At 68.7% G+C, this 25,187-nt stretch carries 27 protein-coding genes and 1 tRNA gene; 15 read left to right on the top strand and 13 right to left on the bottom strand.

The window, feature by feature from the left end; all coding sequences use genetic code 11:
• Positions 1–6: 6 nt before the first annotated feature.
• The 4 genes from EV140_RS10260 to EV140_RS10245 all read left to right on the top strand — a co-directional run bounded on the left by EV140_RS10260 (position 7) and on the right by EV140_RS10245 (position 3,945).
• The gene (locus EV140_RS10260; RefSeq protein WP_130283634.1) at positions 7–1,158 is read left to right on the top strand and encodes a DNA polymerase III subunit delta'; all 1,152 of its coding nucleotides are present in this window, start codon (positions 7–9) and stop codon (positions 1,156–1,158) included.
• A complete protein-coding gene (locus EV140_RS10255) occupies positions 1,155–2,696 on the top strand; it encodes an alpha/beta hydrolase (RefSeq protein ID WP_130283632.1) in 1,542 nt (513 codons plus the stop codon). The genes EV140_RS10260 and EV140_RS10255 overlap by 4 nt, the downstream gene beginning before the upstream one ends.
• A gap of 71 nt (positions 2,697–2,767) precedes the next feature.
• Positions 2,768–2,840, top strand: a tRNA-Thr gene (locus EV140_RS10250).
• Positions 2,841–2,994: 154 nt separating this feature from the next.
• Positions 2,995–3,945 carry a DMT family transporter gene (locus tag EV140_RS10245; RefSeq protein WP_130283630.1) on the top strand — a complete coding sequence of 317 codons (951 nt, stop codon included), beginning with the start codon at positions 2,995–2,997 and terminating at the stop codon, positions 3,943–3,945.
• A 3-nt stretch (positions 3,946–3,948) separates the two neighbouring features.
• Here the strand turns inward: EV140_RS10245 and EV140_RS13375 are convergent, their stop codons facing one another.
• Entirely contained in the window at positions 3,949–4,167 is a 219-nt protein-coding gene (locus EV140_RS13375; RefSeq protein ID WP_198674426.1) for an NADPH-dependent FMN reductase family protein, read from the bottom strand.
• A gap of 142 nt (positions 4,168–4,309) precedes the next feature.
• Between EV140_RS13375 and EV140_RS10235 the strand changes: the two genes are divergently transcribed.
• Positions 4,310–5,713, top strand: a complete 1,404-nt coding sequence (locus tag EV140_RS10235; protein ID WP_198674425.1) for an LLM class flavin-dependent oxidoreductase — start codon at positions 4,310–4,312, stop codon at positions 5,711–5,713.
• Positions 5,714–5,717: 4 nt separating this feature from the next.
• Here EV140_RS10235 and msrB read toward each other — a convergent pair whose 3' ends face one another.
• Positions 5,718–6,152, bottom strand: a complete 435-nt coding sequence (msrB, locus tag EV140_RS10230; protein ID WP_096420732.1) for a peptide-methionine (R)-S-oxide reductase MsrB — start codon at positions 6,150–6,152, stop codon at positions 5,718–5,720.
• A gap of 55 nt (positions 6,153–6,207) precedes the next feature.
• On the opposite strand from msrB, the gene EV140_RS10225 reads away from it, so the two are divergent.
• The 3 genes from EV140_RS10225 (at position 6,208) to EV140_RS10215 (ending at position 9,000) form a co-directional block, all read left to right on the top strand.
• Positions 6,208–6,699: a GNAT family N-acetyltransferase gene (locus EV140_RS10225; protein ID WP_198674424.1), complete on the top strand. Its 492-nt coding sequence runs from the start codon at positions 6,208–6,210 to the stop codon at positions 6,697–6,699.
• 82 nt (positions 6,700–6,781) lie between these two features.
• On the top strand, positions 6,782–7,978 hold the full coding sequence (locus EV140_RS10220) for an HtaA domain-containing protein (protein WP_130283624.1): 1,197 nt from the start codon (positions 6,782–6,784) through the stop codon (positions 7,976–7,978).
• A gap of 32 nt (positions 7,979–8,010) precedes the next feature.
• Positions 8,011–9,000 (top strand): DUF2332 domain-containing protein, encoded by a 990-nt coding sequence (locus tag EV140_RS10215; RefSeq protein WP_157985644.1) that lies wholly within the window; start codon positions 8,011–8,013, stop codon positions 8,998–9,000.
• A 4-nt stretch (positions 9,001–9,004) separates the two neighbouring features.
• Here EV140_RS10215 and EV140_RS10210 read toward each other — a convergent pair whose 3' ends face one another.
• Positions 9,005–10,135 carry a heme/hemin ABC transporter substrate-binding protein gene (locus tag EV140_RS10210; RefSeq protein WP_198674423.1) on the bottom strand — a complete coding sequence of 377 codons (1,131 nt, stop codon included), beginning with the start codon at positions 10,133–10,135 and terminating at the stop codon, positions 9,005–9,007.
• Positions 10,136–10,244: 109 nt separating this feature from the next.
• Here EV140_RS10210 and EV140_RS10205 point away from each other — a divergent pair, with 109 nt between their 5' ends.
• The 4 genes from EV140_RS10205 (at position 10,245) to groL (ending at position 13,981) form a co-directional block, all read left to right on the top strand.
• Positions 10,245–10,517 carry a DUF3263 domain-containing protein gene (locus EV140_RS10205; RefSeq protein WP_130283620.1) on the top strand — a complete coding sequence of 91 codons (273 nt, stop codon included), beginning with the start codon at positions 10,245–10,247 and terminating at the stop codon, positions 10,515–10,517.
• Positions 10,518–10,532: 15 nt separating this feature from the next.
• Positions 10,533–11,117 (top strand): LytR C-terminal domain-containing protein, encoded by a 585-nt coding sequence (locus EV140_RS10200; RefSeq protein ID WP_130283618.1) that lies wholly within the window; start codon positions 10,533–10,535, stop codon positions 11,115–11,117.
• Positions 11,118–11,170: 53 nt separating this feature from the next.
• Positions 11,171–12,232, top strand: a complete 1,062-nt coding sequence (locus EV140_RS10195; protein ID WP_130283616.1) for a DUF3048 domain-containing protein — start codon at positions 11,171–11,173, stop codon at positions 12,230–12,232.
• A 120-nt stretch (positions 12,233–12,352) separates the two neighbouring features.
• Complete coding sequence (groL, locus tag EV140_RS10190; protein ID WP_130283614.1) at positions 12,353–13,981, top strand: chaperonin GroEL; 1,629 nt, start codon at positions 12,353–12,355, stop codon at positions 13,979–13,981.
• A gap of 90 nt (positions 13,982–14,071) precedes the next feature.
• Here the strand turns inward: groL and EV140_RS10185 are convergent, their stop codons facing one another.
• From EV140_RS10185 to EV140_RS10150, 8 genes are all read right to left on the bottom strand, one after another.
• On the bottom strand, positions 14,072–14,746 hold the full coding sequence (locus EV140_RS10185; protein WP_130283612.1) for a biliverdin-producing heme oxygenase: 675 nt from the start codon (positions 14,744–14,746) through the stop codon (positions 14,072–14,074).
• A gap of 83 nt (positions 14,747–14,829) precedes the next feature.
• Positions 14,830–15,132: a DUF2470 domain-containing protein gene (locus tag EV140_RS10180; protein ID WP_130283610.1), complete on the bottom strand. Its 303-nt coding sequence runs from the start codon at positions 15,130–15,132 to the stop codon at positions 14,830–14,832.
• A gap of 67 nt (positions 15,133–15,199) precedes the next feature.
• Positions 15,200–15,490: a WXG100 family type VII secretion target gene (locus EV140_RS10175; protein ID WP_130283608.1), complete on the bottom strand. Its 291-nt coding sequence runs from the start codon at positions 15,488–15,490 to the stop codon at positions 15,200–15,202.
• A 77-nt stretch (positions 15,491–15,567) separates the two neighbouring features.
• Positions 15,568–17,271 carry a sensor histidine kinase gene (locus EV140_RS10170; protein WP_130283606.1) on the bottom strand — a complete coding sequence of 568 codons (1,704 nt, stop codon included), beginning with the start codon at positions 17,269–17,271 and terminating at the stop codon, positions 15,568–15,570.
• A 33-nt stretch (positions 17,272–17,304) separates the two neighbouring features.
• Entirely contained in the window at positions 17,305–17,994 is a 690-nt protein-coding gene (locus EV140_RS10165; RefSeq protein ID WP_130283604.1) for a response regulator transcription factor, read from the bottom strand.
• Between the two features lie 82 nt (positions 17,995–18,076).
• Entirely contained in the window at positions 18,077–19,723 is a 1,647-nt protein-coding gene (locus EV140_RS10160; RefSeq protein WP_130283602.1) for a DNA repair helicase XPB, read from the bottom strand.
• A 40-nt stretch (positions 19,724–19,763) separates the two neighbouring features.
• A complete protein-coding gene (locus EV140_RS10155) occupies positions 19,764–21,668 on the bottom strand; it encodes a helicase-associated domain-containing protein (protein ID WP_130283600.1) in 1,905 nt (634 codons plus the stop codon).
• Complete coding sequence (locus EV140_RS10150) at positions 21,655–21,927, bottom strand: multidrug ABC transporter ATPase (RefSeq protein WP_096420747.1); 273 nt, start codon at positions 21,925–21,927, stop codon at positions 21,655–21,657. Before EV140_RS10150 ends, EV140_RS10155 begins: the two co-directional genes overlap by 14 nt.
• Positions 21,928–22,037: 110 nt before the next feature.
• Between EV140_RS10150 and EV140_RS10145 the strand changes: the two genes are divergently transcribed.
• Both EV140_RS10145 and EV140_RS10140 read left to right on the top strand, forming a co-directional pair.
• Complete coding sequence (locus tag EV140_RS10145; protein WP_130283598.1) at positions 22,038–22,418, top strand: cold-shock protein; 381 nt, start codon at positions 22,038–22,040, stop codon at positions 22,416–22,418.
• Positions 22,411–22,908 (top strand): DUF3027 domain-containing protein, encoded by a 498-nt coding sequence (locus EV140_RS10140; protein ID WP_130283596.1) that lies wholly within the window; start codon positions 22,411–22,413, stop codon positions 22,906–22,908. Before EV140_RS10145 ends, EV140_RS10140 begins: the two co-directional genes overlap by 8 nt.
• Here EV140_RS10140 and EV140_RS10135 read toward each other — a convergent pair.
• Entirely contained in the window at positions 22,889–23,122 is a 234-nt protein-coding gene (locus EV140_RS10135) for a DUF2530 domain-containing protein (RefSeq protein ID WP_130283594.1), read from the bottom strand. The two genes, EV140_RS10140 and EV140_RS10135, sit on opposite strands and share 20 nt — an antisense overlap.
• A gap of 4 nt (positions 23,123–23,126) precedes the next feature.
• Entirely contained in the window at positions 23,127–24,242 is a 1,116-nt protein-coding gene (gene serC, locus EV140_RS10130) for a phosphoserine transaminase (RefSeq protein ID WP_130283592.1), read from the bottom strand.
• 107 nt (positions 24,243–24,349) lie between these two features.
• On the opposite strand from serC, the gene EV140_RS10125 reads away from it, so the two are divergent.
• On the top strand, positions 24,350–25,039 hold the full coding sequence (locus tag EV140_RS10125) for an iron-dependent transcriptional repressor DtxR (RefSeq protein ID WP_130283590.1): 690 nt from the start codon (positions 24,350–24,352) through the stop codon (positions 25,037–25,039).
• Positions 25,040–25,187 lie beyond the last annotated feature (148 nt).

Genomic DNA, 25,187 nt, shown 5'->3' with positions numbered 1-25,187 from the left:
GACCGCATGACCGCCTGGGACGACCTGACCGGCCAGGACGCCGCCATCGCCGCGCTGCGCAGCGCGGCCGCCGAGGGCTCCGAGTCGATGACGCACTCGTGGCTCGTCACCGGGCCACCGGGCTCTGGTCGGTCGAACCTTGCCTACGCGTTCGCCGCCGAGCTGCTCGGGGGCGCCACCGATCCGCGGGTCGCTACGCAGGTCGACGCGCGTAGCCACCCCGACTTGGCCGTGCTCGCGACCGACCGCGTCATCATCTCGATCGACGAGGTGCGGCACCTCGTCGCCCAGAGTCAGTTCTCGCCGTCGGTGGCCCCGTACCGCGTCATCGTGATCGAAGACGCCGACCGCATGACCGAGCGCACCTCGAACGTGCTGCTGAAAGCACTGGAGGAACCGCCGCCGCGCACCGTGTGGATCCTGTGCGCGCCCAACGCCGCCGATCTCATCCCGACCATTCGCTCGCGCGTGCGCACCGTCCGGCTGCGCGTGCCGACCGTCGCCGAAGTCGCCGCCCTACTCGAGCGTCGCGACGGCATCCCCGCCGACCTCGCCGCGCGGGCCGCCCGCGAGGCGCAAAGCCACATCGGCATGGCCCACCGGCTTGCCACCGATCAGGATGCTCGTGAGCGCCGGGCGCGCAGCCTCGACATCGCGCTCGACGTCGGCTCCGTCTCCGGCGCCGTCCTCGCCGCCGAGCAGCTCGTCGCCGTTGCGACCGACGACGCCAAGGCGCTCACGATCGAGCGTGATCAGGTCGAGCGCGAGGCCGCACTGCGGTCGCTCGGCATCGAGCCAGGCGGAACGATTCCCCCCGCCCTGCGGTCGCAGTTGAAGGCCCTCGAGGAAGACCAAAAGCGCCGGGCCACGCGCTCCGTGCGCGACGGCATCGACCGTGTGCTCGTTGACCTCACGTCGCTGTACCGCGACATCCTCACGGTGCAGCTCGGGGCCGAGGTCGACCTGGTGAACGAGGCGATCCGCGACCGGATTGTGGAGGCGGCACGAGCATCCACCCCCGAGCGGATGCTCGCGGCGCTCGACGCCATCGCCCTCGCCCGACGCCGCATCGAGGGCAACATGCCGCCCGCGATGGCACTCGAGGCCATGCTGATCTCGGCGAGCGGCAGGGTGCCGGCGCTAGGCTCGCCCGCGTGACGCGTCGCCGACTCTCCCTCGTTTCCGCCCTCGTGGCGTCGGTTCTGCTGCTGGGTGGCTGCACCCCCGGGCTGCTGTCGGACCTGCTTGGGCAGGGTGAGCAGTCGACGCCCACCGGCGAAGAGGTCGAGGCGGCGCTCGCCGAGTACTACGAGCAGCGTGTCACGTGGACCGACTGCGGCGGAGGGGCCCAGTGCGCGACCGCGATCGCCCCGCTTGACTGGAACAACCCTGGAGAGGGCGACGACGTCGAGCTCGCGCTTGTGCGACACCGCGCGACCGGTGACCGCATTGGCTCGCTCTTCGTAAACCCCGGAGGGCCCGGGGCCTCCGGCTTCGACTTCATCCGCGACAGCGTCGACTTCGCCGTGGGGGAGGCCGTGCGCGAGGGGTACGACATCGTCGGGTGGGATCCGCGCGGCGTCGGCCGCTCGAGCGCCGTGAGCTGTTTCGACGACCCCGCTGACATGGACGCGTTCCTGTTCGGCATCCCCGAGAACGAGGTCGGCTCGGACGCGTGGATTGCCGAGGTGACCGCCTCGTCGCAGAACTTCGCGGCCGCCTGCGCTGAGAACACCGGTCCGCTCCTCGGCTTCGTCGACACCGACTCGACCGTGCAGGACCTCGACCTGCTGCGCGCCGTTCTCGGCGACCAGCAGTTGCACTACCTCGGCTACTCGTACGGCACCGAGATCGGCGCCCGCTACGCCGACCGCTACCCCGATCGTGTCGGCCGCCTCGTGCTCGACGGTGCGATCGACCCGCGCCTCGGCGTGCTCGATGTCGTGATCGCCCAGCAGGCCGGCTTCGAGCAGGCACTGCGCGCGTACCTCGCCGAGTGCCCCGCGCTCGGTGGATGCCCGTTCCCGGCCGACGTGGACGCTGCGGCCGCGCAGATTCGCGAGCTCGTCGATCGGCTTGACGAGGCGCCACTGCCCGCCGCCGACGGCCGTTTCTTCGACGGCTCGGTCATGAGCACCGCGATTGCGACGGCACTGTACGACCAAGGCACATGGACGTTCTTGACCCAGCTGTTCACCGAACTGCGCGCCGGCGACCCGTCAACTGGGTTCTTCCTCGCCGACTTCTACTACGGGCGCGAGAACGGCGAGTACATCGACAACTCGTTCGAGGCATTTGTGGCCATCAACTGCCTCGACTACCCCGTCGAGACCGATCCTGCGGTCATTGCGGCGCACAATGCGCGTCTGCTGGAGGTCGCCCCGACCACCGCTTCCCCGTCGCCCGTCGGTGACGTGCTGTGCGCCAACTGGCCGTACCAGTTCGCCGGTGAGCTCGGGCCGGTGAGCGCCGAGGGAGCCGCGCCGATCCTCGTCGTGGGCACGACCGGCGACCCGGCTACGCCCTACGAGTGGGCGGTTGCGCTTGCCGAACAGCTGTCGAGCGGCGTGCTCGTCACCTACGTCGGTGAGGGGCACATTGCGTACGACGAGGGCGACCCCTGCGTCGATGACGTCATCGAGACGTACCTGCTGACCGGGGCCGTGCCCGACGCCGACCCGCAGTGCAACGCGTAAGCCGCCCCGCGTCTTCGGGGCCCGCGCGTTTGGGCTAGACTTCTGCACCGTGCCGGGCTCGCCCGTCGCACGCCGCCTTAGCTCAGTCGGCAGAGCGATTCACTCGTAATGAATAGGTCGTGGGTTCGATTCCCACAGGCGGCCCGCAATCCAGTAGTTCCCGCTTGGGGCATTCCCGGTGCGCCGACGCTGTCGCGTCGCGGGGTTCGATTCCCACCGGCGGCCCCACTCCAGTCCCGAATGGTCGTTTGCGGCGATAGGCCCCACGTGCACGCATCGCGTCGCAGGGAGGAACCGCATGAGCGAGCGCAGCCGCACGGTGCTTGCGGTGGCGGCGACGGTGCTCGCCGGTCTCGGCGTCGCCACGCAGTCGCGCATCAACGGCGAGTTGGGTCAACGCTTCGATGACGGCTTCACCGCAGCGCTCGTGTCGTTCTCGTCGGGATGGGTGGTGCTTCTCGTCGTCGTGTTGGCGACCGCGCGTGGCCGCGCGGCCATGGCCCGCATCCCGGCGGCGATGCGCGCGGGCGAGCTGCCCTGGTGGATGCTGCTCGGCGGGGCCGGCGGAGCGTTCTTCGTCCTCTCGCAGGGGCTCGTCGCCGGGGTGCTCGGGGTCGCCATCTTCACCGTGGCGATTGTCTCGGGCCAGACCCTCGCCGGCATGGTGGCGGATGCGCGGGGCTTCGCAGGTGCGCGACGCACGCCCCCGACGCCCGCGCGCGTCATTGGGGCCGCACTCACGGTGGTCGCCGTGATCGTGACGGTCGCCGGGGACGCGTCCGCGAGCATCCCGTGGCTGGCGTTGGTGCTCCCGCTTGTCGCGGGCCTCGGGATCGGTGTGCAGCAGGCGATGAACGGCCGCGTGCGCGAGGTGAGCGGCTCACCGCTTGCCGCGACACTCGTCAACTTCACGGTCGGCACGGCCGGCCTCGTCGGCGTGACGGCGGTTGCGCTGATCGTGCGGGGGCTGCCCGCCGCGCCCCCGACGGAGGTGTACCTCTACCTGGGCGGCATCGTCGGCGTCGTGTTCATCGCCGTGCAGACGGCGACAGTGCGGCGCATTGGCGTGCTGCTGCTCGGCATGTGCCTCGTGCTCGGCCAGCTGCTGGGCGCCATCGTATTCGACTCGGTGTCGGCCATCGGGCCGGCGCTCGCCCCTCAGACGATCGCGGGCGTGGCGCTCACCGCACTCGGAATCGTCGTCGCAACGCTCGACCGCTGGCGGCCGCACCCGGCGCGGGCACGGTGAGCGTCACCGTCGGAAGTAGGCGGAGCGGACTTCGAGAAGTTCACGGGTCACGAGAGCGAGTGCGGCGTCGACGGTGCGGTCGAAGCGTTCGTGCAGTTCGGGGGCGCTGACCCCGTCGTCGGTGAGGTCGCGGTCTGCTGCGTAATTGCCTTCGGGCAGGGTCAGCGACCGGAAGAAGCTGGACAGTGGCCGCAGTTGGTGGTCGATTGTGGTGGCGGTCATGTCCGACACGCTCGGAGCGTCAAGGCACTCGCTTCACGCATCCGCGTCATCGGGCGTCGCGCTGCGTCATCCGGTGACACGCACGGTCACGCTGCGACACGAGGGATGCGCGGGGTGCGATCAGGCGGGCACGATGGCGGCCATGTCCACCACCGCTGCCACGCCTCCCCGCCGCATCCGCTTCAACGCGTTTGACATGAACTGCGTCGCCCACCAGTCTTCCGGGCTCTGGCGCCACCCCGACGACCAGTCGCACCGCTACACCGAGTTGTCGTACTGGACGGAGCTGGCCCAACTGCTGGAGAAGGGCTCGTTCGACGGCATCTTCATCGCCGACGTCCTCGGCACGTATGACGTGTATGGCGGGTCGAATGAGGCGGCGATCCGGCACGGCGCTCAAGTGCCGGTCAACGACCCGATCCTGCTCGTGTCCGCGATGGCCGCGGTGACTGAGCATCTGGGATTCGGTGTGACGGCAGGAACGGCCTACGAGCATCCCTACCCGTTTGCCCGCCGGATGACGACCCTCGACCACCTGACCAAGGGGCGCGTGGGGTGGAACGTCGTCACCGGTTACTTGCCGAGCGCGGCGCGCAATATGGGGCATGACGACCAGCGCGAGCACGACGATCGCTACGACCACGCCGATGAGTACCTCGAGGTGTTGTACAAGCTGTGGGAGGGCTCGTGGGAAGACGATGCCGTCGTTCGCGATCGGGCCAGCGGGGTGTACACCGACCCTGCGAAGGTGCACGACATTCGTCACGAGGGCACGCACTTCACGGTTCCCGGCATTCACATCTCTGAGCCGAGCCCGCAGCGCACACCCGTCATCTACCAGGCCGGCGCGAGCCCCCGCGGAGTCGCGTTTGCCGCCGGCAACGCTGAAGCGATTTTCGTCGCCGCCCCGACGAAGGAGGTCCTGCGGGCGACCGTCACGCGGATCCGAGACGCGTTGGAGGCGGCGGGTCGCGATCGCTACGCGGCGCGGATCTACACCCTGCTGACGATCATCACGGACGCCACTGCTGACGCAGCCCAGGCGAAGTACCGCGACTACCTGTCGTACGCCAACCCCGAGGGTGCTCTCGTCTTCATGTCCGGCTGGATGGGAATCGACCTCTCGCAGTTCCCGCTGGATGAACCGGTCGGCAACGTCCCGAGTAACGCGATTCAGTCAGTCGTCTCGAACTTCGCGGCCGCGGCCGAACACGGCACCGAGTTCACGGTCGCCGATATCGGCCGACACAGCGCTATCGGTGGACTGGGGCCCCTCATCGTGGGTTCGGGTGCCGAGATCGCCGACGAGCTGGAGCAATGGGTGGCAGAGACCGATGTCGACGGCTTCAACCTCGCCTATGCCGTGACGCCCGGCACCTTCGCCGATGTGGTCGAACACGTCATCCCGGTGCTGCGCGATCGCGGGCTGTACCCCGACGGCTACGAGGAGGGCACGCTGCGGCAGAAGTTGCACGGCCGTGGAGATCGGCTGCCCGACGAGCACCGCGGGGCGAGTTACCGCGTCAGCGCTCGCCAGCCGGCGTGAGTGACTAGGCCGGGTCGGCGTCGTCGGCCGGAGTGAAGTCGAGCGCCAGCGAGTTCATGCAGTAGCGGTCGCCGGTCGGCGTGCCGAACCCGTCGGGGAACACGTGCCCGAGGTGCGAACCGCAGGTGGCGCAGCGCACCTCGGTGCGTACCATGCCAAGGGAGGTGTCTTCGAGCAGCTCAACAGCCTCGGGGCGCACCGACTCGTAGAAGCTCGGCCAGCCGCAGCCCGAGTCGAACTTCGTGCCCGCCTGGAACAGTTCTGCGCCGCAGGCACCGCACGTGTAGAGGCCGGCGCGGCTCTCGTCGAGCAGTTCGCCCGTCCAGGCGCGCTCGGTGCCGGCCTGGCGTAGCACCTGGTAGCGCTCTTCACCGAGTTCGGCCCGCCACTCGTCTTCGGTCTTCTCGACCTGGTACTTGCCGGTGGTCTGCTCGCTCATGGTTCCTCCTGCTCGCCCGTCGGGCGGGTCGTCTCACCCCATTAAACTCGGCCATGTGCCGGAACCTTCCATCGAGCAGAAAACATGGAGTCACATTTCGGCCGACGAGTTCTTCGACATCGCCATGCTGCGCACGGTCGTCTTCTATCTCGAGCAGCAAATCGACGAGCCCGAACTTGACGATCGCGACCGCGACGAGTCGACCCTGCACGTGTGGATGCGGGACGATCGCGGCGTGGTCAGCTATCTGCGCGTGATCGAGGACGAGCATCCCGACCCCGCTCACGGCGGCGCGCGCCGCCTGATCGGGCGCGTCGTGACGCGGCCGGATGCTCGTGGCCGCGGTCTCGCGCTCCGTCTCGTCGAGCACGTGATCGCCCAGTTCGGTGACGAGCCGCTCGCCCTGCACTCGCAGTCGTACATCCAACCGCTGTACGCTCGCGCGGGATTCGACCCGATCGGCGACGGGTATGTGGAGGCGGGCATTCCGCACGTAACGATGGTGCGGCCTCCCAGCGGTCGAACAGGCGACGCGGCGTTGAATTAGGGGGGTGCGCGCGCATGGCGCATCCTTATGTTCGGTGAAAATTACCCAAGGAATCGACGCTCTTCTGACTACGGAGTCACCAGTGCACACCCTTTCCCGCCGGCGGCCGTTCGCCGTCGCCCTCGCGGGGGGCCTCGCCTTCGCGCTCACCCTCACCATTGGCCCCGTTGAATCAGCGGCCGCCGACACGACCGCGCCCATCCCGACCGTGTCGGTGTCGAAGACGCAGGGGCTGAACCTCGATGGGGGGACGATCGCGGTCACCGGCACGGGTTTCATGCTGAACCCGCCGGCGACCACCGGTGCCGAACTCGTCGGCGTCGACGGCGACCTGCTGCCGGGCGGCCGCATCGAGGCCCGCGCGCCCGGATTCCAGCCCGGCGAAACGGGCATCCGTGTTGTCGTCTACAGTGAGCCGCGCCTCCTCGGCGAGGTCACGGCGGATGCGCACGGCCAGGCTGTCTGGACGGGCCGCCTGCCCGATGACCTCGTCGGCCAGCACACGCTGACCTTCCAGGGATCCGTCGACCGCGGCGTCGTGCTGCAGATCGTCGACCCCGCGGCAACCGCCGCGGGTGCCGACCAGTGCGTCGTGTCCGATGCGCAGCTCGACTGGGGCTTCAAGGAGAGCTTCCGCGCGTATGTGAGCGGCTCCATCGCCCGCGGCGAGTGGGAGGTGCTCGATGGAGCAACCTACGAGGTGCCGCTCTTCACCTTCGCGGGTGGCCAGGGCGCGGTCAACCCCGCTGCGCGCACGGGCGAGATCGCGTTCGAGGGCGCGATTCGTTTCACCGGCCACGAGGGCATTCTTGACACGCTCATCGCCAACCCGCGCATCGTCTTCACGAGCGCCACAACGGCCGAACTGGTCGCCGACGTGACGGGCACGCGGCAAGACTTCGAGGAGGTCGAGGCGCTCGACGTGCGCTTCCTCGAGCTGAACCTTGCCGGCGCCGACAGCGGCAGCCGCGACAACGGCACCGTGACGATCACGGGCATCCCGACACAGCTCACGGTGTCGGGCGCCGACGCGTTCGGCACGTATCCTGCCGGCGAAGAGTTCGACCCCATCACCCTCACGTACTCGCTGCCGACCGACTGCGCGGTCAACTCCGCTGATGCGGCTCCGGGCGACCTGGACGGCGACGCCGCGGGCGGGACCGGCTCCGACGCCGAGCCTGCAGGAATGTCAGCGGGCGTGCTCCTCGCCGGCACTGCCGTATTGCTCGCCGTGATCGTCGCACTCGCCGTCATGCTGCTGCGCCGCCGCGCCGCCTGAGCCGTTCGCATCCTGCGTGGCAGGATGCGAACGTGACGTCGACCACCGAACGGTACCGCCGCTTCGCCCGCGAAGCGGCCGGCCGTTCGGCGGTCTACGCGCGGTGGGCTCACGACCTCGCCGACGACCCTGACGCAATGGCGCTCATCGACACGCTTCCCGTCGCGTGTCGGCAACCCGTGCTCGTTCTCACGGCGGCCCGCTTCACCGGGCTGTCACCAGCTGGGGATGCTCGCGCCTGGCTCGAGGGGGAATGGGACGCCGTCGAGGCGGTCGCCCGCACGCGCGCCACGCAGACGAACGACCCCCGGCGTTCCTCTGCCCTCGTCGCGGCGCTGGACGGCATCCGCGCGCCGATCGCGCTGCTCGAAGTCGGGGCGTCGATCGGGCTGGGGCTGCTCGTCGACCGCTACCGACACCGCTTCTGGCGCGGGAGCGAACCCGCGTCGACGGTGGAGCCGGTCGACGACGAACTCGTCGAGCTCGAACTCGACTGCCAACTCGGTGACGCCGTGCCGGCGCCCACGCACCGGCCCGACATCGTGTGGCGGGCCGGGCTCGAGCGGCGTCCGTTGGCCCTGGGGTCACCCGACGACGAGCGGTGGCTGCGCACCCTGATCTGGCCAGAGGAGCGCGACCGGGCCCGCCAGCTCGATGCGGCCCTGCGCGTTGCGCACGCGCATCCGCCTCGTGTGATGGCGGGCGACGCGGTCGATGGGCTGCGCGCGGCCGTGGCGGAGATGCCCGACGACGTCGTGCGGGTCATCTGGAGCCCCGCCGTTCTCGTCTACCTCGCTCCCGACGCGCGCGCCCGATTTGGCGAGCTGGCGCGCGAGCTCGCCGACGTGTGGGTGTCGCTCGACGGCCGGCGGGTGCTCCTCGAGGTCGCTGAGCACGCCGCCCACAGCCTGCCCGGGGAGGACGGCGATTTCGTGCTGAGCCGTGACGGGCGTCCCCTCGCAATCGTGGCCCCGCACGGCGACCGTATCGAGCGGTGGGCCGACGGGGTCGTCGGAGCCTGAGCGGCTACTGGTCGGCGCCGTAGATGGCGCGGGCGAGCGCGTCGAGCACGAGAGGCGTGCGCGGTCCGAAGCTCAACACCTCGCCGTCGGCCATGTCAACGAAGCGGCGGTTCTGCCCGGCAGAAGTGAGTGCCATCGCGGGCTTCTCGGCGAGGAGGCCGTCGACGCCTCCGACGCTCGCCAACCCGCTTGACATGACCATGATGAGGTCGGGGTCGGCGGCGATAAGCGCCTCGTCGGTCATCGGGCGAAGCCCCGTCCACCCGATCTCGCCGGCGACGTCAATGCCGCCGAGACCGTCGATCAACTCGTCGGCTCCCGACTCCTCGCCGAAGAGGTAGTAGATGCCGCTCGCGCCGCGCAGATACAGGAACAGGATGCGCACCCGCTCGCCCGGCGGGCTCGGGGCGATGGCGGCTATCTCGCCGAGCACGTCGGTCAACTCGGAGTCGATCCGCTCGGCCAGCAGGTCGCCCGCTTCGGGCGCGCCGAAGATGGCGGCGACATCACGGGCGAGGGTGGCCGGCGCCGCGAGCCCCGGCTCGACGTCGACGTACACGACCGTGATTCCGGCAGTGCGCAGTTGCACGAGCACGTCGGTCGGGCCCACCGTACCGTCGGTGATGATCAGATCGGGGCGCAGCGACAACACCGACTCGGCGCTGACCGCGTGGCCCGAACTGGTCACGAGCGCCAGATCGTCCGTGCCGGGAAAGGTGGTCGACACGTCACGCCCGACGAGGCGATCGCCGAAGCCGAGGGCCCAGGTGGTGGCCGCCAGCGATCCGGCAATGTCGAGGGCGAGAACGCGGTCGGCGCTCGTGACCTCGATGTCGCGGTCGCCATCCAGGTCGCGCGAGACCACCGTTGCCGGCAGCGCCGAGGTCGGGGTGTCGACGACGGGGTCAATCGCGGCGTCCGCGATCACGGCCGTGGCGCGACCGCCGTCGATGCGTGGGTTGTCGAGCAGGGCGATCTCCGACAGCGCGGGGCGCTCGCCCACCGCCTCGGGGTCGGTGCCGCCGAGGGCGCCGGAGGGAGCGCACCCCGCGAGCACCAGCATCGTGGCCGCGACGGCGACGGCGACGGCGACGGCGACAGCGAGCGCCGAGCGACGTCGACGAGGGAAGGGCATGGGTCTCCGGAGCGGCTGGCAAGGGGGGCTTAGGTAAGCCTAATCCGCGAGTCTGATCGTCCTCCGCGAGCCGCCCAGAGGCCGATGCCGACCGTTCTACGATGAGCCCATGTCCACCCCACTGGATGATGCGGCGCTGTCCGAGCGCGCGCGACGCGTGCTCGACTTCGAGCGCGAGTGGTGGGGTCACACCGCGGCAAAAGAGCGGCATATTCGCGCCGAGTTTGGCTGGGGGCCGGCCCGGTATTATCAGGTACTGAACTCCGTCCTTGACGACGCGGCGTCCCGCGCGTACGACCCGATCCTCGTGGGCCGCTTGCACGAGGTGCGCGATGAGCGTGCTGAGCGTCGTCGTACCCGGCGCGACACCGCCGCCTCCTGAGCCGAGAAAGCCCGAATGCCCGACTTCCCTCATGATCGTTTCGACGATCTGCCGCTCGATGCTGGTCGAGTGGGCGCACACCGGGCGCCGCGTCGTCGCGGTGCCGTCTGGGGCGCGGTCGGGATCGGTGCGGCCGCGTCGGTCGTGCTTGTCGTGGTCGGCATGGTCGGGCTCGCCGCGATTGACGACCGACTGGAGCTCGACATCCCGGTCTTGACGTCCCCGCCCGAGGAGAACCCTGACGCTCCTGCCGAGCCGGGCGAGCCTGCCGGTGAGCCGATCACGGACGCCGCCGATGCGAACCTGCCTGATGACTTCACGATCACGATCCTCGATGGCACCGGTTCCGTGGGGCGGGGCCCGCAAGCGCGGAGCGCGCTGGATGCTCGGGGCTGGCCCGTCGGAACGGTCACCCAGGCCGCGACAACCGACATCGAGGAGACGGTCGTCTATTACACGAGCGCTGACCTCGAACCGGTTGCTCGCGGCATGGTCGAACTGCTCGACGGCGTGGCAGACATCGAACTGACGGACGCTTTCCCGGGGGCCCCCATCACCATCGTTCTCGGCTCCGACTACGAACTGCGCGCCGCTACGTAGTCTGCGCGCGTCACGTCGTCAGTCGTTTCTGCGCACGGGTTAGTGTTCTGGCCATGCCCAGTTTTTCACGTCGACGTCTCGGTGGCCTGACGGTCGCGCTCGCTCTCATCGTAGGGCTGGGCGCCTGCGCGCCGGAGGAGCGTCCACTCGAGTCCGAGTCGCCCGAGCCCAGCGTCGAGCCGGCGCCGTCCTACACCTCGACGTACGAGGCACCCCCGCCGTACGCCCTCGCTCCCTTGACGGGCGCGATCATTGAACCGGGGTCACTCGATCGGCCGGTCTTGTCGGCGAAGATCGACAACGCTCCTCTCGCTCGCCCTCAGGTCGGTCTCGACCGCGCCGACGTTGTGCACGTCGAACTTGTTGAGGGTGGTTCGATCCGCTACGCAGCGTCGTGGCACAGTGACCTGCCTGACGAAGTCGGCCCAGTGCGATCCGTGCGGCCCATGGACCCCGATATCGTGTCGCCTTTCGGAGGAATTCTGGCGTACTCGGGCGCTCAGCCCCAGTTCATTGCCGCGATGCTCGACACCCCGGTGCGCAACGTCATCTTCGACCGCGGTGACGATTCTGACTTGGTTTACCGAGGGCTCCCGCGTCCCTCGCCGCACAATGTTGTGGCACGCGCGGCGCAGCTCGTCGATCGATACGCAACGGACGCCCCGCCCCGCCAGCAGTTCGCGTTCGCTGATCGCGTCGAGAACGCCACAGCCGTGCGAGACGGTGTTCCTGCGTCTGCTTTCTCGCTGCGATATGGGCAGGTCGGCCAATCGGTCTGGGAATGGAGCGAGGCGGATGCTCGCTGGTTACGGTCGCAAGGCGCGCAACCCGATGTGGCGCTGTCGGGCGCGCGTCTCAGCGCAACCAACGTCATCGTGTTGCGCGTGATCGTCGACTTCGGCCCGGGTGTTCCGCAAACGTTGTTGGCTGGTCAGAGCGGTTCGGGGTTCGTGGCCACGGGTGGCAAGACCGTTCCCATCACGTGGTCGAAGGCCGGCATGGCGGATTCCTATCGCCTCCTCGACGATCACGGCGTCGCCGTGCGGTTGGCGCCGGGCACCACTTGGATCGAACTCGTGCCGGATACCGGCGACGCGACCATCACTGCCGGCTGAGCATCCGCCCCTCCCTGGCTTGCACTCGCTAGTCGAGAGTGCCAAAATCAGTTAGCACTCACTCTCTGCGAGTGCCAGAGCTACCGTACGTACTGCGTCCGGGAGGGACGAAAGACACACATGGCTAAAATCATTGCTTTTGACGAAGAGGCCCGTCGCGGCCTGGAGCGCGGCCTGAACACCCTGGCCGACGCCGTGAAGGTGACGCTCGGCCCCCGTGGCCGCAACGTCGTTCTCGAGAAGAAGTGGGGCGCCCCCACGATTACGAACGACGGCGTCTCCATTGCCAAGGAGATCGAACTCGACGAGCCGTTCGAGAAGATCGGTGCCGAGCTCGTCAAGGAGGTCGCGAAGAAGACCGACGACGTCGCCGGTGACGGTACGACCACCTCGGTCGTCCTCGCTCAGGCGCTCGTGCGTGAGGGCCTGCGCAACGTCGCGGCCGGCGCCGACCCGATCAGCCTCAAGCGCGGCATCGAGAAGGCCACCAAGGCCGTCTCCGACGAGCTGCTGAAGAGCGCCAAGGAGGTCGAGACCAAGGAAGAGATCGCCGCCACCGCGAGCATCTCGGCCGCCGACCCCGAGATCGGTGCGCTCATCGCCGAGGCCATCGACAAGGTGGGCAAGGAAGGCGTCGTCACTGTTGAAGAGTCGAACACCTTCGGCACCGAGCTCGAGCTCACCGAGGGCATGCGCTTCGACAAGGGCTACCTGTCGGCCTACTTCGTGACCGACCCCGAGCGCCAGGAAGCGGTCTTCGAAGACCCTTACATCCTGATCGTCAATGGCAAGATCTCGGCGATCAAGGACCTGCTGCCCGTCGTCGACAAGGTGATCCAGAGCGGCAAGCAGCTGCTCATCATCGCCGAAGACGTCGAGGGTGAGGCTCTTGCGACGCTCGTCGTCAACAAGATCCGCGGCATCTTCAAGTCGGTTGCCGTCAAGGCTCCCGGCTTCGGCGACCGCCGCAAGGCCATGCTGCAGGACATCGCGATCCTCACCGGCGGCCAGGTCATCAGCGAGGAGGTCGGCCTCAAGCTCGAGAACGCCACCCTCGACCTGCTCGGCCGGGCCCGCAAGGTCGTCATCACCAAGGACGAGACCACGATCGTGGAGGGTGCCGGCGACGCCGACGCCATCGCCGGTCGCGTGAAGCAGATCCGTGCAGAGATCGAGAACACCGACTCCGACTACGACCGTGAGAAGCTCCAGGAGCGCCTCGCGAAGCTCGCCGGTGGCGTTGCCGTCATCAAGGCGGGTGCCGCGACCGAGGTCGAGCTGAAGGAGCGCAAGCACCGCATTGAGGACGCCGTCCGCAACGCGAAGGCTGCCGTCGAGGAGGGCATCGTCGCCGGTGGTGGCGTCGCCCTCATCCAGGCCGGCAAGCTCGCCTTCGAGTCGGACGCCCTCACGGGCCTTGAGGGCGACGAGGCGACGGGCGCCAACATCGTGAAGGTTGCGATCGACGCCCCGCTCAAGCAGATCGCCCTCAACGCGGGCCTCGAGCCCGGCGTTGTCGCCGACAAGGTGCGCCACCTCGAGGTCGGTCACGGCCTCAACGCGGCCACCGGCGAGTATGTCGACATGCTCGGTGCCGGCATCGCCGACCCCGTGAAGGTGACCCGCTCGGCGCTGCTGAACGCCGCGTCGATCGCTGGCCTCTTCCTCACCACCGAGGCAGTCGTCGCCGACAAGCCGGAGAAGAACCCGGCCCCGATGGGTGACCCGTCGGGCGGCATGGACTTCTAGTCCTCGGCCACCGCCATGCACAAGCGGGGCGGCTTCCTTCGGGAGGCCGCCCCGTTTCGCGTTGGCGGATGGTCGAGTTGGTCGCGGCGCTCAGGCAGCGCGGGTGCCGCGGGCCTCGTCGAGGTCGACGAACAGTTCGGTATTGAAGCGGTAGGCGGTCAACACCTCGTCGACGACGCGCTCGCGCTCGGCGTCGTCCCACGGCACGGCGTCGAGTTGCGCGCGGTACGTGTCTTTGAACGCGGCGGGGTCGGCGATCTGGTCGAACAGGTAGAAGCCAATGCCGTTCGTGTCGAAGCCGAAGCGTCGGGCGAGGACGCGCCCGATGTGGAGGCCGCCGGACAGGTCGCCGAGGTACCGGGTGTAGTGGTGGGCGACGTAACCTGCCGGCCAGGTGGCGGCGACCTCGCGAATGCGCGCCGCGTAGCGCACGGTGGTCGGCAGAAGCGGGATGCGCTCGGCCCAATCGTCGCCCACGAGGAAGGTCAGGTCTGCGTTCAGCGCCGGCAGCCGGGTGAGGGCGGACGAGAGGAAGGGCGCGACCTCGGCGTGGGTGCGCAGCGCGTCGGCCGCCGTTTCAAGTGCGGTGTAGATCTCGTGGTGCTGACGTACGAGGGCAATGTAGTCGTCGCGCGACCCGGCTCCCGAGAGCAGATCAGTCATGAACGATGTGCCCTCGCTCGTTCCGTGGCTGGCTTTCGACCGCTCTCGAATCAGGCGCGAGAACGGGATGACGGTGCTGAGGGCGGGGTCGACGATAGTCATGCGGCTCCGGCTCCGGTTCGGGTTAAGGTAAGGCAACCCTAACCCACTTGTCCGGCTATCGAACAGCCCCGGATTTCGGACCGCTAGTGCGGGCGCGGAGTCTCGCCGAGAATGGTGCAGGCTCGGTCATACAGGGCGACGATCTCGTGTCGAATTTCCGGCCGCTCGCTGATCGTTCGTGACCACCGTACGGAGAGGGCGCGCTCGCCGAGATCGTCACCGAGCGAGTAGACCCAGTGACCCGCATCAGGCGTCACGTCGATCATGCGCGAGTCTGTCGCCCCGCGGTCGCCGAAGGCCCGTGCGATCAGCAGACTGTCGTCGGCGTGGTCGTCGTTCATGTGGTGCAACACGGCGTGCACGATCTCGTCGGGGAAGCGGGTCACAGCGACCACTGTAGGGCCGCAGGCCCGCTTTCCCCGAGCGCGTGATCAACCCCGTGAGCTTTCGAGCTCAGCGCAGGAACATCGAGGCTGCCTGTTGCTCAATCTCGGCGTACTGGCGCCCGGCCTGGCCGAGGGCGTGGTTCAGCGCGGAGAGATTCTGTTCCAGCCGGCTGTAGGTCGCCATCCACTCTGCGACAAGCGTCTGGAACGCGGTGGCGGCGTTGCCCGACCAGCTGCCTTGAAGGGCAGAGAGCTGGCTGGTGAGGCCGGCGCACTCGGCCTGCAGCCGGCCGATCGTGGCGGTGGTGGTCGAGGTGGCGCTCAACAGGGCGTCGGCGTCAACCTGATAGCGGGTCATGGTGTCTCCTCCCATCGTGCGCGCCGAGTGCGCGCTCGTGGCGGTGACGGTATGGCGTGCCGCGTTGACGGGGCCGACTAGACCTCGTAAAGGGGTGCCTCAGTCGCGGTGCGCTCGTTGGGGAGGAGCGGAAGCGCGACGCGGAACGTCGCCCCGCCGCCGGGAGTGTCGAGCACGTCGATGCGGCCGCCGTGGTTGGCGACGATCGACGAGACGATCGCAAGCCCCAGGCCCGAGCCCCCCGTATCCCGCGTGCGCGATGAATCGGCGCGGAAGAACCGGTCGAAGATCTTCTCCTTCAACTGCGCGGGAATTCCCTCGCCGTGGTCGACGACCGCGAGCGTTGCCATCCCCGCGGCGTCGTCGACAGCGACGACGAGCTCGATCGGGCTGCCGTCGGGCGTGAACCGCAGCGCGTTGCCGATGAGGTTCGTGACGACCTGGCGCAGCTTGTTTTCGTCGCCGGCGACGACGGCGCTGACCGGCGGCAACTCGGGCAGGCTGAGCCGCCCCACCAACTCGGGAGCGGCGGCCGTGGATGCGGTCCGCCGTCTCGAGCGCAGTCGAGCGAGGGCTGCGCTCGCGCGTCGCCGGGGTGCACTGGGGCTGCCTGACGCGTCGTCGGTCTCGATCGCGGTCGGCAGGGCCGTGGATGCCGGTCGGTCATCCACGACAACCGTCACCGAGCGGTCCGGCGATCCGGCCATGGCGTCGAGCGCCGCGTCGCGCGCAAGAGGCACGAGGTCGACCGGCACCTTCTCGAGCGGACGCTGCTCATCCAAGCGTGCGAGTTCGAGCAGGTCGGAGACGAGGGAGCTCATCCGCATCGCCTCTTTCTCGATGCGCTCCATCGCCTGCGCGACGTCCTCCTCCTTCTGGATGGCCCCCATGCGGTAGAGCTCGGCGTAGCCGCGGAGGCTCACGAGGGGGGTGCGCAGTTCGTGACTGGCGTCGCCGACGAAGCGGCGCATCCTGCTGATGGTTTCGGCCCGGTCGGCGAACGCGCGATCGATTCGCGAGAGCATCGTGTTGAGCGACCGGTTGAGGCGTCCGACCTCCGTGTTCGGGGTGGCGCCGGAGAGTCGCTGGCTGAAGTCTCCGCCCGCGAAGCGCGCTGCCGTCGCCTCAACCTCGCGCAGGGGGCGGAAGGTGGTCGTCACGAGCAGGCGCGTGATGGCTGCGGACATGATCACCACCACGAGTCCAAAGCCGAGGAAGATCGACGCGAACGACCCGATGACGTTGTTCGTGTCGGAGAGGTTCGCCCCGACCACGAGAGTCGCTTGCTGCTGTTCGCCGGTGTCGATGTTCGTGACGAGCAGCGTGTACGTCGCAACTCGCCACTGGGTCGTCCGGTTCTCGCTCGTCAGCGTTACGCCACCGTCGAGGTCAGCGACGAAGCTGGCCGTCAAGCGTGAGAGGTCGGGGGCGCTGTCGCGCGCGTAGTCGGCGACGTTGTCGTCGATGACCTCGCCCCGAGCATCCACCGCCCCGAAATAAAACGGGGCGGAGAAGACCGACGGGGTCAGCGTCGTGAACTCGTCGAACTGGTCGGTGGTGAACTGGGCGCGATCGCCGTCTTCGGACGACAGCAACTCGCGCAGCTCGGTCGCCGCTTGCCCGATCTGACGGTCGACCTCGTCGACCAGGGTGCGTTGCAGGGTCGTGAGCGTGCCGGTGCCGACGACAAGCAGACCGAACGTCACCACGAGGACGGTGACGCCCGTGATCTTCGAGCGGAGGGAGATGCCCTCCCACCACTGACTCAGTTGCTCATGCATGGGTGTCGGCACTGGACGCGGCCGCGCCCGTCACTACTTCGATGCTTTGAGCATGTAGCCGAAGCCGCGCTTCGTCTGGATGAGCGGCTCGTCGGTGTGCTGGTCGAGCTTGCGGCGCAGGTACGAGATGTAGCTCTCGACGATGCCGGCGTCGCCGTTGAAGTCGTACTCCCACACGTGGTCAAGAATCTGGGCCTTCGACAGCACGCGGTTGGGGTTCAGCATGAGGTAGCGCAGCAGCTTGAATTCGGTCGGGCTGAGTTCGATGACGACGTCGCCGATCGTGACTTCGTGCGTGTCCTGGTCCATCGTGAGCTCGCCGGCGCGGATGATCGCGTCGTCTTCTTCCTGCATGGTGCGGCGCAGAATCGCCTTGATGCGGGCGACGATCTCGTCGAGGCTGAACGGCTTCGTGACGTAGTCGTCGCCGCCGACGGTGAGACCCATGATCTTGTCGTCGGTGTCGTCTTTGGCGGTGAGGAAGAGGATTGGGCTCGTGTAGCCGCTCGACCGCAGGCGCTTGGTGACGCCGAAGCCGTTGATGTCGGGCAGCATGACGTCGAGGATGATGAGGTCCGGCTCTTCCTCGAGAACGGCCGAGATGGCCTGGGCGCCGTTGCTCACCGCGCGAACGGCGAATCCGGCGAACCGCAGACTGGTCGTCAGCAGGTCGCGAATGTTGGGTTCGTCGTCGACAATGAGAATTTTGGGTCCGTCAGCCATGCCGCAAGTATCTGCGCGTGCAATGAAGGTTTCCTGAATGCCGCGCCGATAGCACCGGGATGCCCGGGGCGCGGTTCCTGAATCAGGCCGCCTCGTCGAGGGCGTGCGCGTCGAGAATCTCGTAGCTGTAGCCCTGTTCGGCGAGGAAGCGCTGGCGGTTCTGCGCGAAGTCTTGGTCGACGGTGTCGCGGGCAACCAGCGTGTAGAAGCTGGCGGGGATGCCGCTCTGCTTGGGGCGCAACAGGCGCCCCAGTCGCTGCGCTTCTTCCTGGCGCGAACCGAACGAGCCAGACACCTGAATCGCCACCGTCGCCTCGGGCAAGTCGACCGAGAAGTTCGCGACCTTCGACACCACGAGTACCGGGGTCGTGCCGTCGCGGAATTCCTGGAACAGCCGCTCGCGCTCGTCGACGGGCGTCGACCCGGTCAACTGCGGCACACCGATCTCGTCGGCGAGTTCGTCGATCTGGTCGAGATACTGCCCAATGATGAGGATGCGCTCGCCCGCGTGCCGCTCGACGAGCCGCTTCACGACATCCCGCTTCGCCGGCGCCGTTGCCGCGAGCCGGTAGCGCTGGTCATCGGCGCTCGCCGCGTACTCGAGGCGTTCATCCGGCGGAAGGTCGACCCGCACCTCGAAGCAGGCGGCCGGCGAGATGTAGCCCTGCTGCTCGATCTGCTTCCACGGGGCGTCGAACCGTTTCGGGCCGATCAGGCTGAACACGTCACCTTCGCGGCCGTCTTCGCGCACGAGCGTCGCGGTGAGACCCAGGCGACGGCGGGCCTGCAACTCGGCGGTGAGCTTGAAGACGGGCGCGGGCAACAGGTGCACCTCGTCGTAGACGATGAGGCCCCAGTCGAGCGCATCGAGGAGCGCCAGGTGCGCGTACTCGCCCTTCCGCTTCGCCGTGAGGATTTGGTACGTCGCGATCGTGACGGGCTTGACCTCTTTCATCTGCCCGGAATACTCGCCGATCTCGTCGGCGGTGAGGGTGGTGCGGCGCAGCAGCTCGTCGCGCCACTGGCGCGCCGAGACCGTGTTCGTGACGAGGATGAGGGTCGTCGTGGCCGCCGACGCCATCGCCCCCGCGCCGACGAGGGTCTTGCCCGCGCCACACGGCAGCACGACGACACCGGAGCCGCCGACGAAGAACTGGTCGATGGCCTGCTGCTGGTACGGTCGCAGCCCCCAGTCGGCGGTGTCGAGGTCGATCGGGTGCGGCGTGCCGGGGGTGTAGCCCGCGAGATCGTCGGCGGGCCAGCCGATCTTGACGAGCTCTTGCTTGACCTGCCCCCGCGCCCACGCTTGCAGCCGGTAGGCGTGCTCGTCAATGCGGCCCTCGAGCAGCGGCGCGATGCGCTTGTTCGACGCGATTTCGGTGAGTACGGCGCGGTCGGTCGAGCGCAGGACGAGCCCCTCGTCATCGCGCTCCACCACGAGCCGCCCGTAGCGGCCGACGGTCTCGGCGATGTCAATCGCCACCGACGCGGGCACGGGGAACTTCGAATACTTCTCCAGCACGGCGAGCATCTCGTCGGCGTCGTGGCCGGCCGCGCGGGCGTTCCAGAGTCCCAGCCGGGTGATGCGGTAGGTGTGGATGTGCTCAGGCGCACGCTCAAGCTCGGCGAACACGGCGAGGGCGTGGCGGGCGTCGTCAGCGCGGGGGTTCGCGACCTCGAGCAATACAGTTCGGTCGCTCTGCACGATGAGCGGGCCGTCAGGATTCATAACGGGCCAGTCTAGGCCCGCGACCTGAGAGCGCTGCGCCCTACTCGGGCACCGCGAGCGCCGCGATGCTCGAGATGGGAAGGGTGCGCTCCACGTCGGCCGCCAGGTCCCGCCCGCGGACGCGCCCCGCCGCGATGCCGGTCGGTTCGAGGTCAAAGTCGCGCTCCGTACCGTCGGGCAAGCGCACGGTGACGTGCACGGGAAGCTTCGCCCGCAGCGCCAGCTCCCACTGGCGAGCGACCCACGCGTCGCCGCCCGCGGCGTCGGCGCTCGACGTCGCACCGTGCAGCCGACGTGCGGCCTCGAGCACCGGGTCGCCTGCTGACGCCGCCGTCGCCGGCAAGCGAGTTCCCGGCGCGCGTCCGCGACGCCGCGACGCGCGTGCCGGAGCGATCGGATGCTCGCCCTCCTCGGGCGCAGCCGGATACCGCGCATCGATGAGGGTGCCAAGCACCAGGCTCGGGTCGAGGCGACTGACGAGCCGGTGCGGTCCCGTGCGCGTGAGCCCGAGCGGCGTGAGGGTCGCATCGACGCTCAGGGTGTCGATCATCGCGGGGTCGTCGCTGCGGATGCTTGTCGTAGCGGCGAGTTCTGTCGATTCGTCGGCCCCGAGCATCCCGACGCGAATGGAGCCGTAGCGGCGCGCTGTCTCGTCGATCAGGTACGCCACCGGTTGTGGCACGCCGGTGAGCGACAGTTCGGTGAGGAAGCGTGTGAGGGTGTCGGCGGTCTCGCCGCGCGCGATCGCCCTCGTAACGCTGTCGGTGCTCAGTCGGTAGCGGCCGGCCAGGCCGGCGGCTTCGATGTCGGCGATACCCCGCAGGCGTTCGTCGAGCTCGGCTGCGAGCGGGCCGGGCGAGACGATTGTGAGGTCGTGCTGCAGGTACACCTGGCGCACCTCGGGGGGCAGCAGTGGGGTGAGAGCGCTCGTGGCTGCGGCGCTACCGGCGCTCAGAAGCGTCGCTCCGACGGTGCTGGCGCGGCTATCCACCGTGATGCCGAGCAGCGCACCCTGCCGGCCGAGAGCGTCGAGGCGTTCGGTGAGGAGGGTGTCGGCGGCGGGGTACAGCCAGCCGACGAGCTCTGCCGTGCGGTCGCCCGCACCGGCGACCGCACGGCGCGCCAACTCGACGCGTAAGGGGTCAGGGAGGGCGTCGCTCCACGCGACGGCGAGGGCCGCCCAGCGGTCGCCGAGGGGCCGGGACCGCCACTGTTCGGCGGTCTCGGTGGCGATGAGTTCGTCGGTCGTGTCGGCCACGAGGTGGGCGCTTCGGGCGAGCGTCAGGTGGTCAGCGAGCGCCTCGTCGCTGATGGCGGCCTCGGCCGCGACGCGGCGCGCATCGGGCAGGGAGACGCCGCCGCGGGCGAGCAGTCGGGCCGGCTCACGATCGAGGGAGCGGGTGATTTCGCCGATGCGCACGACACACTCGAATGCTTGCTCGGCCGCCACGCGGTTCAGCCGGGCGATGTCGTCGGCGTCGATCCGCCGCAGGGGACTCGGGGCCGCTGTTTCGCGGAGCGCCATCGCCGACAGGTCGAGGGCGCCGGTCTCGCCGCGTCGCGCGAGTGTTCCCCCCACGGCGGCGGGCACAAGGATCGTGTCGTCGTCGAGCACGACGACGAGCCGTTCGGCGGCCATGGTGAGCGCCGCGACGACGTCGGCGTTCGACACCCCCAGCTGCGTGGCGAGCGCCTCGAGGGCAACGCCACGGCCATCCGGATCGAGTTCGACCGCGGTCGCCAACGCGGCGAGGGATGCACGGGGAAGGTCAGCGACGGCGCTCGCGATCGAGACGTCGTCGAGCAGTGCCTCGGCCAGGTCGAACAGGTCGTCAAGCGTCGCCGGAGCCACGCGCCGGCGGCGAATCAGGGCGGCCAGCTCCGCCTCGTCGTACTGCCGCAGCCGGGCGGCGAGGGCGAGGGATGCCGGACTAGCCGCCGGCATGCTTGGCGGCGCGCGACCGCCGCACCGCGCTCACGATGAGCAGGGCGACGATCAAGCCGAACCCGATCGGCAGACTGATGAGCGGAAGCATGGTCACCCACGCCCATACGCCCGAGGTGAATTCGCGGGGGTCGAGCCCGGCTGACACGGCCGACATGAGGGCGATGAAGCAGCCCAGGCTGATGACGATGACGACAGCCACGAGGTAGGCGAGCACGCGCTCGGCGCGGTTACCCATGACGATCGACTCTTCTGGCATACGCCAAGGATAGGCCCGCGTGAGGAGGGCGGCCTAGCCCCCGCTCCAGGGGGCACGACGCGCCGGGTATCCTCTCAGGGACGCACCACACCACCGTCAGGAGTACGCGCATGCCCACCGGCAAGGTCAAGTTCTACGACCAAGACAAAGGCTTCGGCTTCATCGCCAGCGATGAGGGCGATGAGGTGTTTCTGCACGCCTCCGCGCTGCCCGCAGGGGCGACCGTGAAGGCGGGCACTCGTCTCGAGTTCGGCATCGCGGACGGCAAGAGGGGCGCGCAGGCACTGTCGGTGCGCATTCTCGATCAGAAGCCGACGTTGTCGGCGATGAATCGCAAGCCGGCCGACGAGATGGCGATTATCGTCGAAGACCTCATCAAGCTGCTCGACACCGTGGGCGGACGCCTTCGCGGCGGACGGTACCCGGACCGCGAACAGGGCCGCAAGATCGCCGCCGTGCTGCGCAAGGTCGCGGACGACCTGGATGCCTGACGCGCCCGGCTCCGAAGCGCTCGAGGCCCTCGGCCGAGCGGCGCTCGCCGAAATCACGCCCGAGCGGACGGTGGGCCAACTGCGCGAGGCGACGGAAGCGGACGGTGTCGCGACGCTGCTGTTCTCGACGACGATGGGCGGCTACCCCGGCTGGGTGTGGACGGTCAGCGTCAGCACGATCGATCCTGACGCCCCGAGCGTGCTGGAGACGGAACTGATGCCCGGTGATGGAGCGCTCGTCGCGCCCGACTGGGTTCCCTGGGCCGATCGTATGGACGAGTTCCTCGCTCAGCAGGCCGAGCAGGCCGCCGCGGAGGCGGACGCGGCTGACGATGACGACGACGACTCCGACGACGACGATGCCGACGAGCATGACCTGCACGACGATCACGACGCTGACGTGTTTGACGGTGTCGACATCGACGCGCACGCCGACAAGTTTGATCCTGACTCTCCGGGCTCTGCCGACGCTAGCGACGAGGACGACTGACGACAACCAGTCCGAGGGTGCCGAGTGCGATGCCGATTCCGGCCGTGACGAGCATCCCGAGGGTGTCGGCGGTGACGCCGGTGAGCGCCATGACGGCGACCGCCGCGATGGCGACGAGCCAGAGGGCGATGCCGACAAGGTAGGCGAGCCGGTCGTTGGTCGCGAGCGGCTCCGGCTGGGGCCGGCGCTCGTCGTGTGGCACCCAGAGCCGCACGACGCTACCCCGCCACCTGCTCGAGCACGTAGTCGAGGCTGCGGATGAGCTGGCGGACGTCGTCGGGCTCGATGGCGACGAAGGTCGCGATGCGCAGCTGGTTGCGGCCGAGCTTGCGGTACGGCTCGGTGTCGACGATGCCGTTGGCGCGCAGGGTGGCGGCGACGGACGCCGCGTCGATGCTGTCGTCGAGGTCGATTGTGACCACCACCGGGGAGCGGTGCTCGGGGTTCGCCACGAACGGCGTCGCCAGCGGGTGCGACTCAGCCCAGTCGTACAAGAGCCCGCTCGAGGTGGCCGTGCGTTCGCCGCACCAGGCGAGGCCGCCGGATTCGTTCATCCACCGCACCTGCTCGTCGAGCAGGACGAGGGTCGCGAGCGCGGGAGTGTTGAGGGTCTGGTCGAGGCGCGAGTTGTCGATCGCGGCTGTCAGCGACAGGAACGGAGGAATGAACCGGTCGGATGCGCCGATCCGCTCGGCCCGCTCGATCGCCGCGGGGCTCATCAGTGCGATCCAGAGGCCGCCGTCGCCCGCGAAGTTCTTCTGCGGCGCGAAGTAGTAGACGTCGGTCTCGCTGATGTCGATGTCGATGCCGCCGGCCGCGCTCGTGGCATCGACGACCGTGAGGGCACCGTCGTCACCATGGATGCGCGTGACCGGGCTGGCAACGCCCGTTGACGTTTCGTTGTGCGGGTACGCGTACACGTCGACGCCCGCGACGGGTTCGAGGGTTCCACGCGTGCCGGCATCGGTCTTGACGACGTGCGGTGCCTCCAGCCACGGCGCGCGGGCCGAGGCGACGAACTTGCTGCCGAACTCGCCGAAGTCGAGGTGGCCGCTGCGGCGCTCGATGAGCCCGGCCGCCGCGATATCCCAGAAGGCGGTCGATCCGCCGTTGCCGAGCACAACCTCGTAGCCATCGGGAAGGCGAAACAGGTCACGAAGACCGGCGCGGACGCTGCCGACCAGTGCCTTTACCGGCTTCTGGCGGTGCGACGTACCGAGCAGATGAGCGGCGCCCGTGACCGCGGCGACCTGCTCGGGGCGCACCTTCGAGGGGCCGCATCCGAATCGACCATCGGCGGGCAGGAGTTCTGCGGGGATCGTGATGTCGGCCATGCACGAATCCTACTGACCGCGCCCACCGGGAAGGTCTCGCCTGCCGCGAGCGTTTAGGCTGGTGATCGCGCTCCCTGGGGAGCCAGAACGCCGATAAGGAGTGGCAGATGACCGACCTCGTCGACACGACCGAGATGTATCTGCGCACCATCCTCGACCTGGAGGAAGAGGGCATCACTCCGCTGCGCGCGCGCATCTCTGAGCGCATCGGACACTCGGGCCCCACCGTGTCACAGACCGTGGCGCGCATGGAGCGCGACGGACTGGTCAGCATCGAGGATGACCGTCAGCTCGCTCTCACGGGCGAAGGTCGGGCAAAGGCCACCGCGGTCATGCGCAAGCATCGGCTTGCCGAGCGGCTGCTCGCCGACGTCATCGGGCTGGACTGGTCACTCGTTCACGAGGAGGCCTGTCGGTGGGAGCACGTCATGAGCGAGCAGGTCGAGCGGCGAATCATCGCGCTGCTCGGGGACACCACCGAGTCTCCGTACGGCAACCCGATTCCGGGCCTGGAGGAGTTCGGGCTTCCAGAAGCAGAGCCCTTTCTCGATGGCGTCATAGCCCTGCAGCACGCGCTTGCTGCCGGCACTCGACACTGCACGGTCCGTCGGTTGGCCGAGCCTGTGCAGTTTGACCCCGACGTTCTGCATCAGCTTCACGAGGCGGGTGTCGTGCCGGGTGCCGAGGCGGTTATCCGCGCCGGAGACGGGGGGTACATCTCCGTCGAGATTGTGGGCCGCGCCGAGGCGATCGAGTTGCCACCCGAGGTCGCGCAGCACATCTATGTCGCCGACTGAGCATTAACCACCATATGTGGGGGTCGCGCGTCGGCTTGTGACCTTTCCGTTACCTCGCGTACACTCGCCGAGTCGCCGCGTTACCCCACGTCGGCGGCTCCGACGCAGGACGCCCGCATCGCCCGTCTCCTGCCCGGACCGTGGAACA

This window comes from Microcella alkaliphila, from assembly GCF_004216855.1.
GTDB lineage: Bacteria > Actinomycetota > Actinomycetes > Actinomycetales > Microbacteriaceae > Microcella > Microcella alkaliphila.
This window is presented reverse-complemented; position numbering and strand designations above follow the sequence as displayed.

Coding starts and splice junctions, on each gene's coding strand:
- EV140_RS10125 (WP_130283590.1), top strand. CDS start 24,350: ATGACCGACCTCGTCGACACGACCGAGATGTATCTGCGCACCATCCTC.
- groL (WP_130283614.1), top strand. CDS start 12,353: ATGGCTAAAATCATTGCTTTTGACGAAGAGGCCCGTCGCGGCCTGGAG.
- EV140_RS10145 (WP_130283598.1), top strand. CDS start 22,038: ATGCCCACCGGCAAGGTCAAGTTCTACGACCAAGACAAAGGCTTCGGC.
- EV140_RS10155 (WP_130283600.1), bottom strand. CDS start 21,668: ATGCCGGCGGCTAGTCCGGCATCCCTCGCCCTCGCCGCCCGGCTGCGG.
- EV140_RS10160 (WP_130283602.1), bottom strand. CDS start 19,723: ATGAATCCTGACGGCCCGCTCATCGTGCAGAGCGACCGAACTGTATTG.
- msrB (WP_096420732.1), bottom strand. CDS start 6,152: ATGAGCGAGCAGACCACCGGCAAGTACCAGGTCGAGAAGACCGAAGAC.
- EV140_RS10150 (WP_096420747.1), bottom strand. CDS start 21,927: ATGCCAGAAGAGTCGATCGTCATGGGTAACCGCGCCGAGCGCGTGCTC.
- EV140_RS10200 (WP_130283618.1), top strand. CDS start 10,533: ATGCCCGACTTCCCTCATGATCGTTTCGACGATCTGCCGCTCGATGCT.
- EV140_RS10165 (WP_130283604.1), bottom strand. CDS start 17,994: ATGGCTGACGGACCCAAAATTCTCATTGTCGACGACGAACCCAACATT.
- serC (WP_130283592.1), bottom strand. CDS start 24,242: ATGGCCGACATCACGATCCCCGCAGAACTCCTGCCCGCCGATGGTCGA.
- EV140_RS10140 (WP_130283596.1), top strand. CDS start 22,411: ATGCCTGACGCGCCCGGCTCCGAAGCGCTCGAGGCCCTCGGCCGAGCG.
- EV140_RS10245 (WP_130283630.1), top strand. CDS start 2,995: ATGAGCGAGCGCAGCCGCACGGTGCTTGCGGTGGCGGCGACGGTGCTC.
- EV140_RS10205 (WP_130283620.1), top strand. CDS start 10,245: ATGTCCACCCCACTGGATGATGCGGCGCTGTCCGAGCGCGCGCGACGC.
- EV140_RS10175 (WP_130283608.1), bottom strand. CDS start 15,490: ATGACCCGCTATCAGGTTGACGCCGACGCCCTGTTGAGCGCCACCTCG.
- EV140_RS10195 (WP_130283616.1), top strand. CDS start 11,171: ATGCCCAGTTTTTCACGTCGACGTCTCGGTGGCCTGACGGTCGCGCTC.
- EV140_RS10170 (WP_130283606.1), bottom strand. CDS start 17,271: ATGCATGAGCAACTGAGTCAGTGGTGGGAGGGCATCTCCCTCCGCTCG.
- EV140_RS10185 (WP_130283612.1), bottom strand. CDS start 14,746: ATGACTATCGTCGACCCCGCCCTCAGCACCGTCATCCCGTTCTCGCGC.
- EV140_RS10235 (WP_198674425.1), top strand. CDS start 4,310: ATGTCCACCACCGCTGCCACGCCTCCCCGCCGCATCCGCTTCAACGCG.
- EV140_RS13375 (WP_198674426.1), bottom strand. CDS start 4,167: ATGACCGCCACCACAATCGACCACCAACTGCGGCCACTGTCCAGCTTC.
- EV140_RS10260 (WP_130283634.1), top strand. CDS start 7: ATGACCGCCTGGGACGACCTGACCGGCCAGGACGCCGCCATCGCCGCG.
- EV140_RS10210 (WP_198674423.1), bottom strand. CDS start 10,135: ATGCCCTTCCCTCGTCGACGTCGCTCGGCGCTCGCTGTCGCCGTCGCC.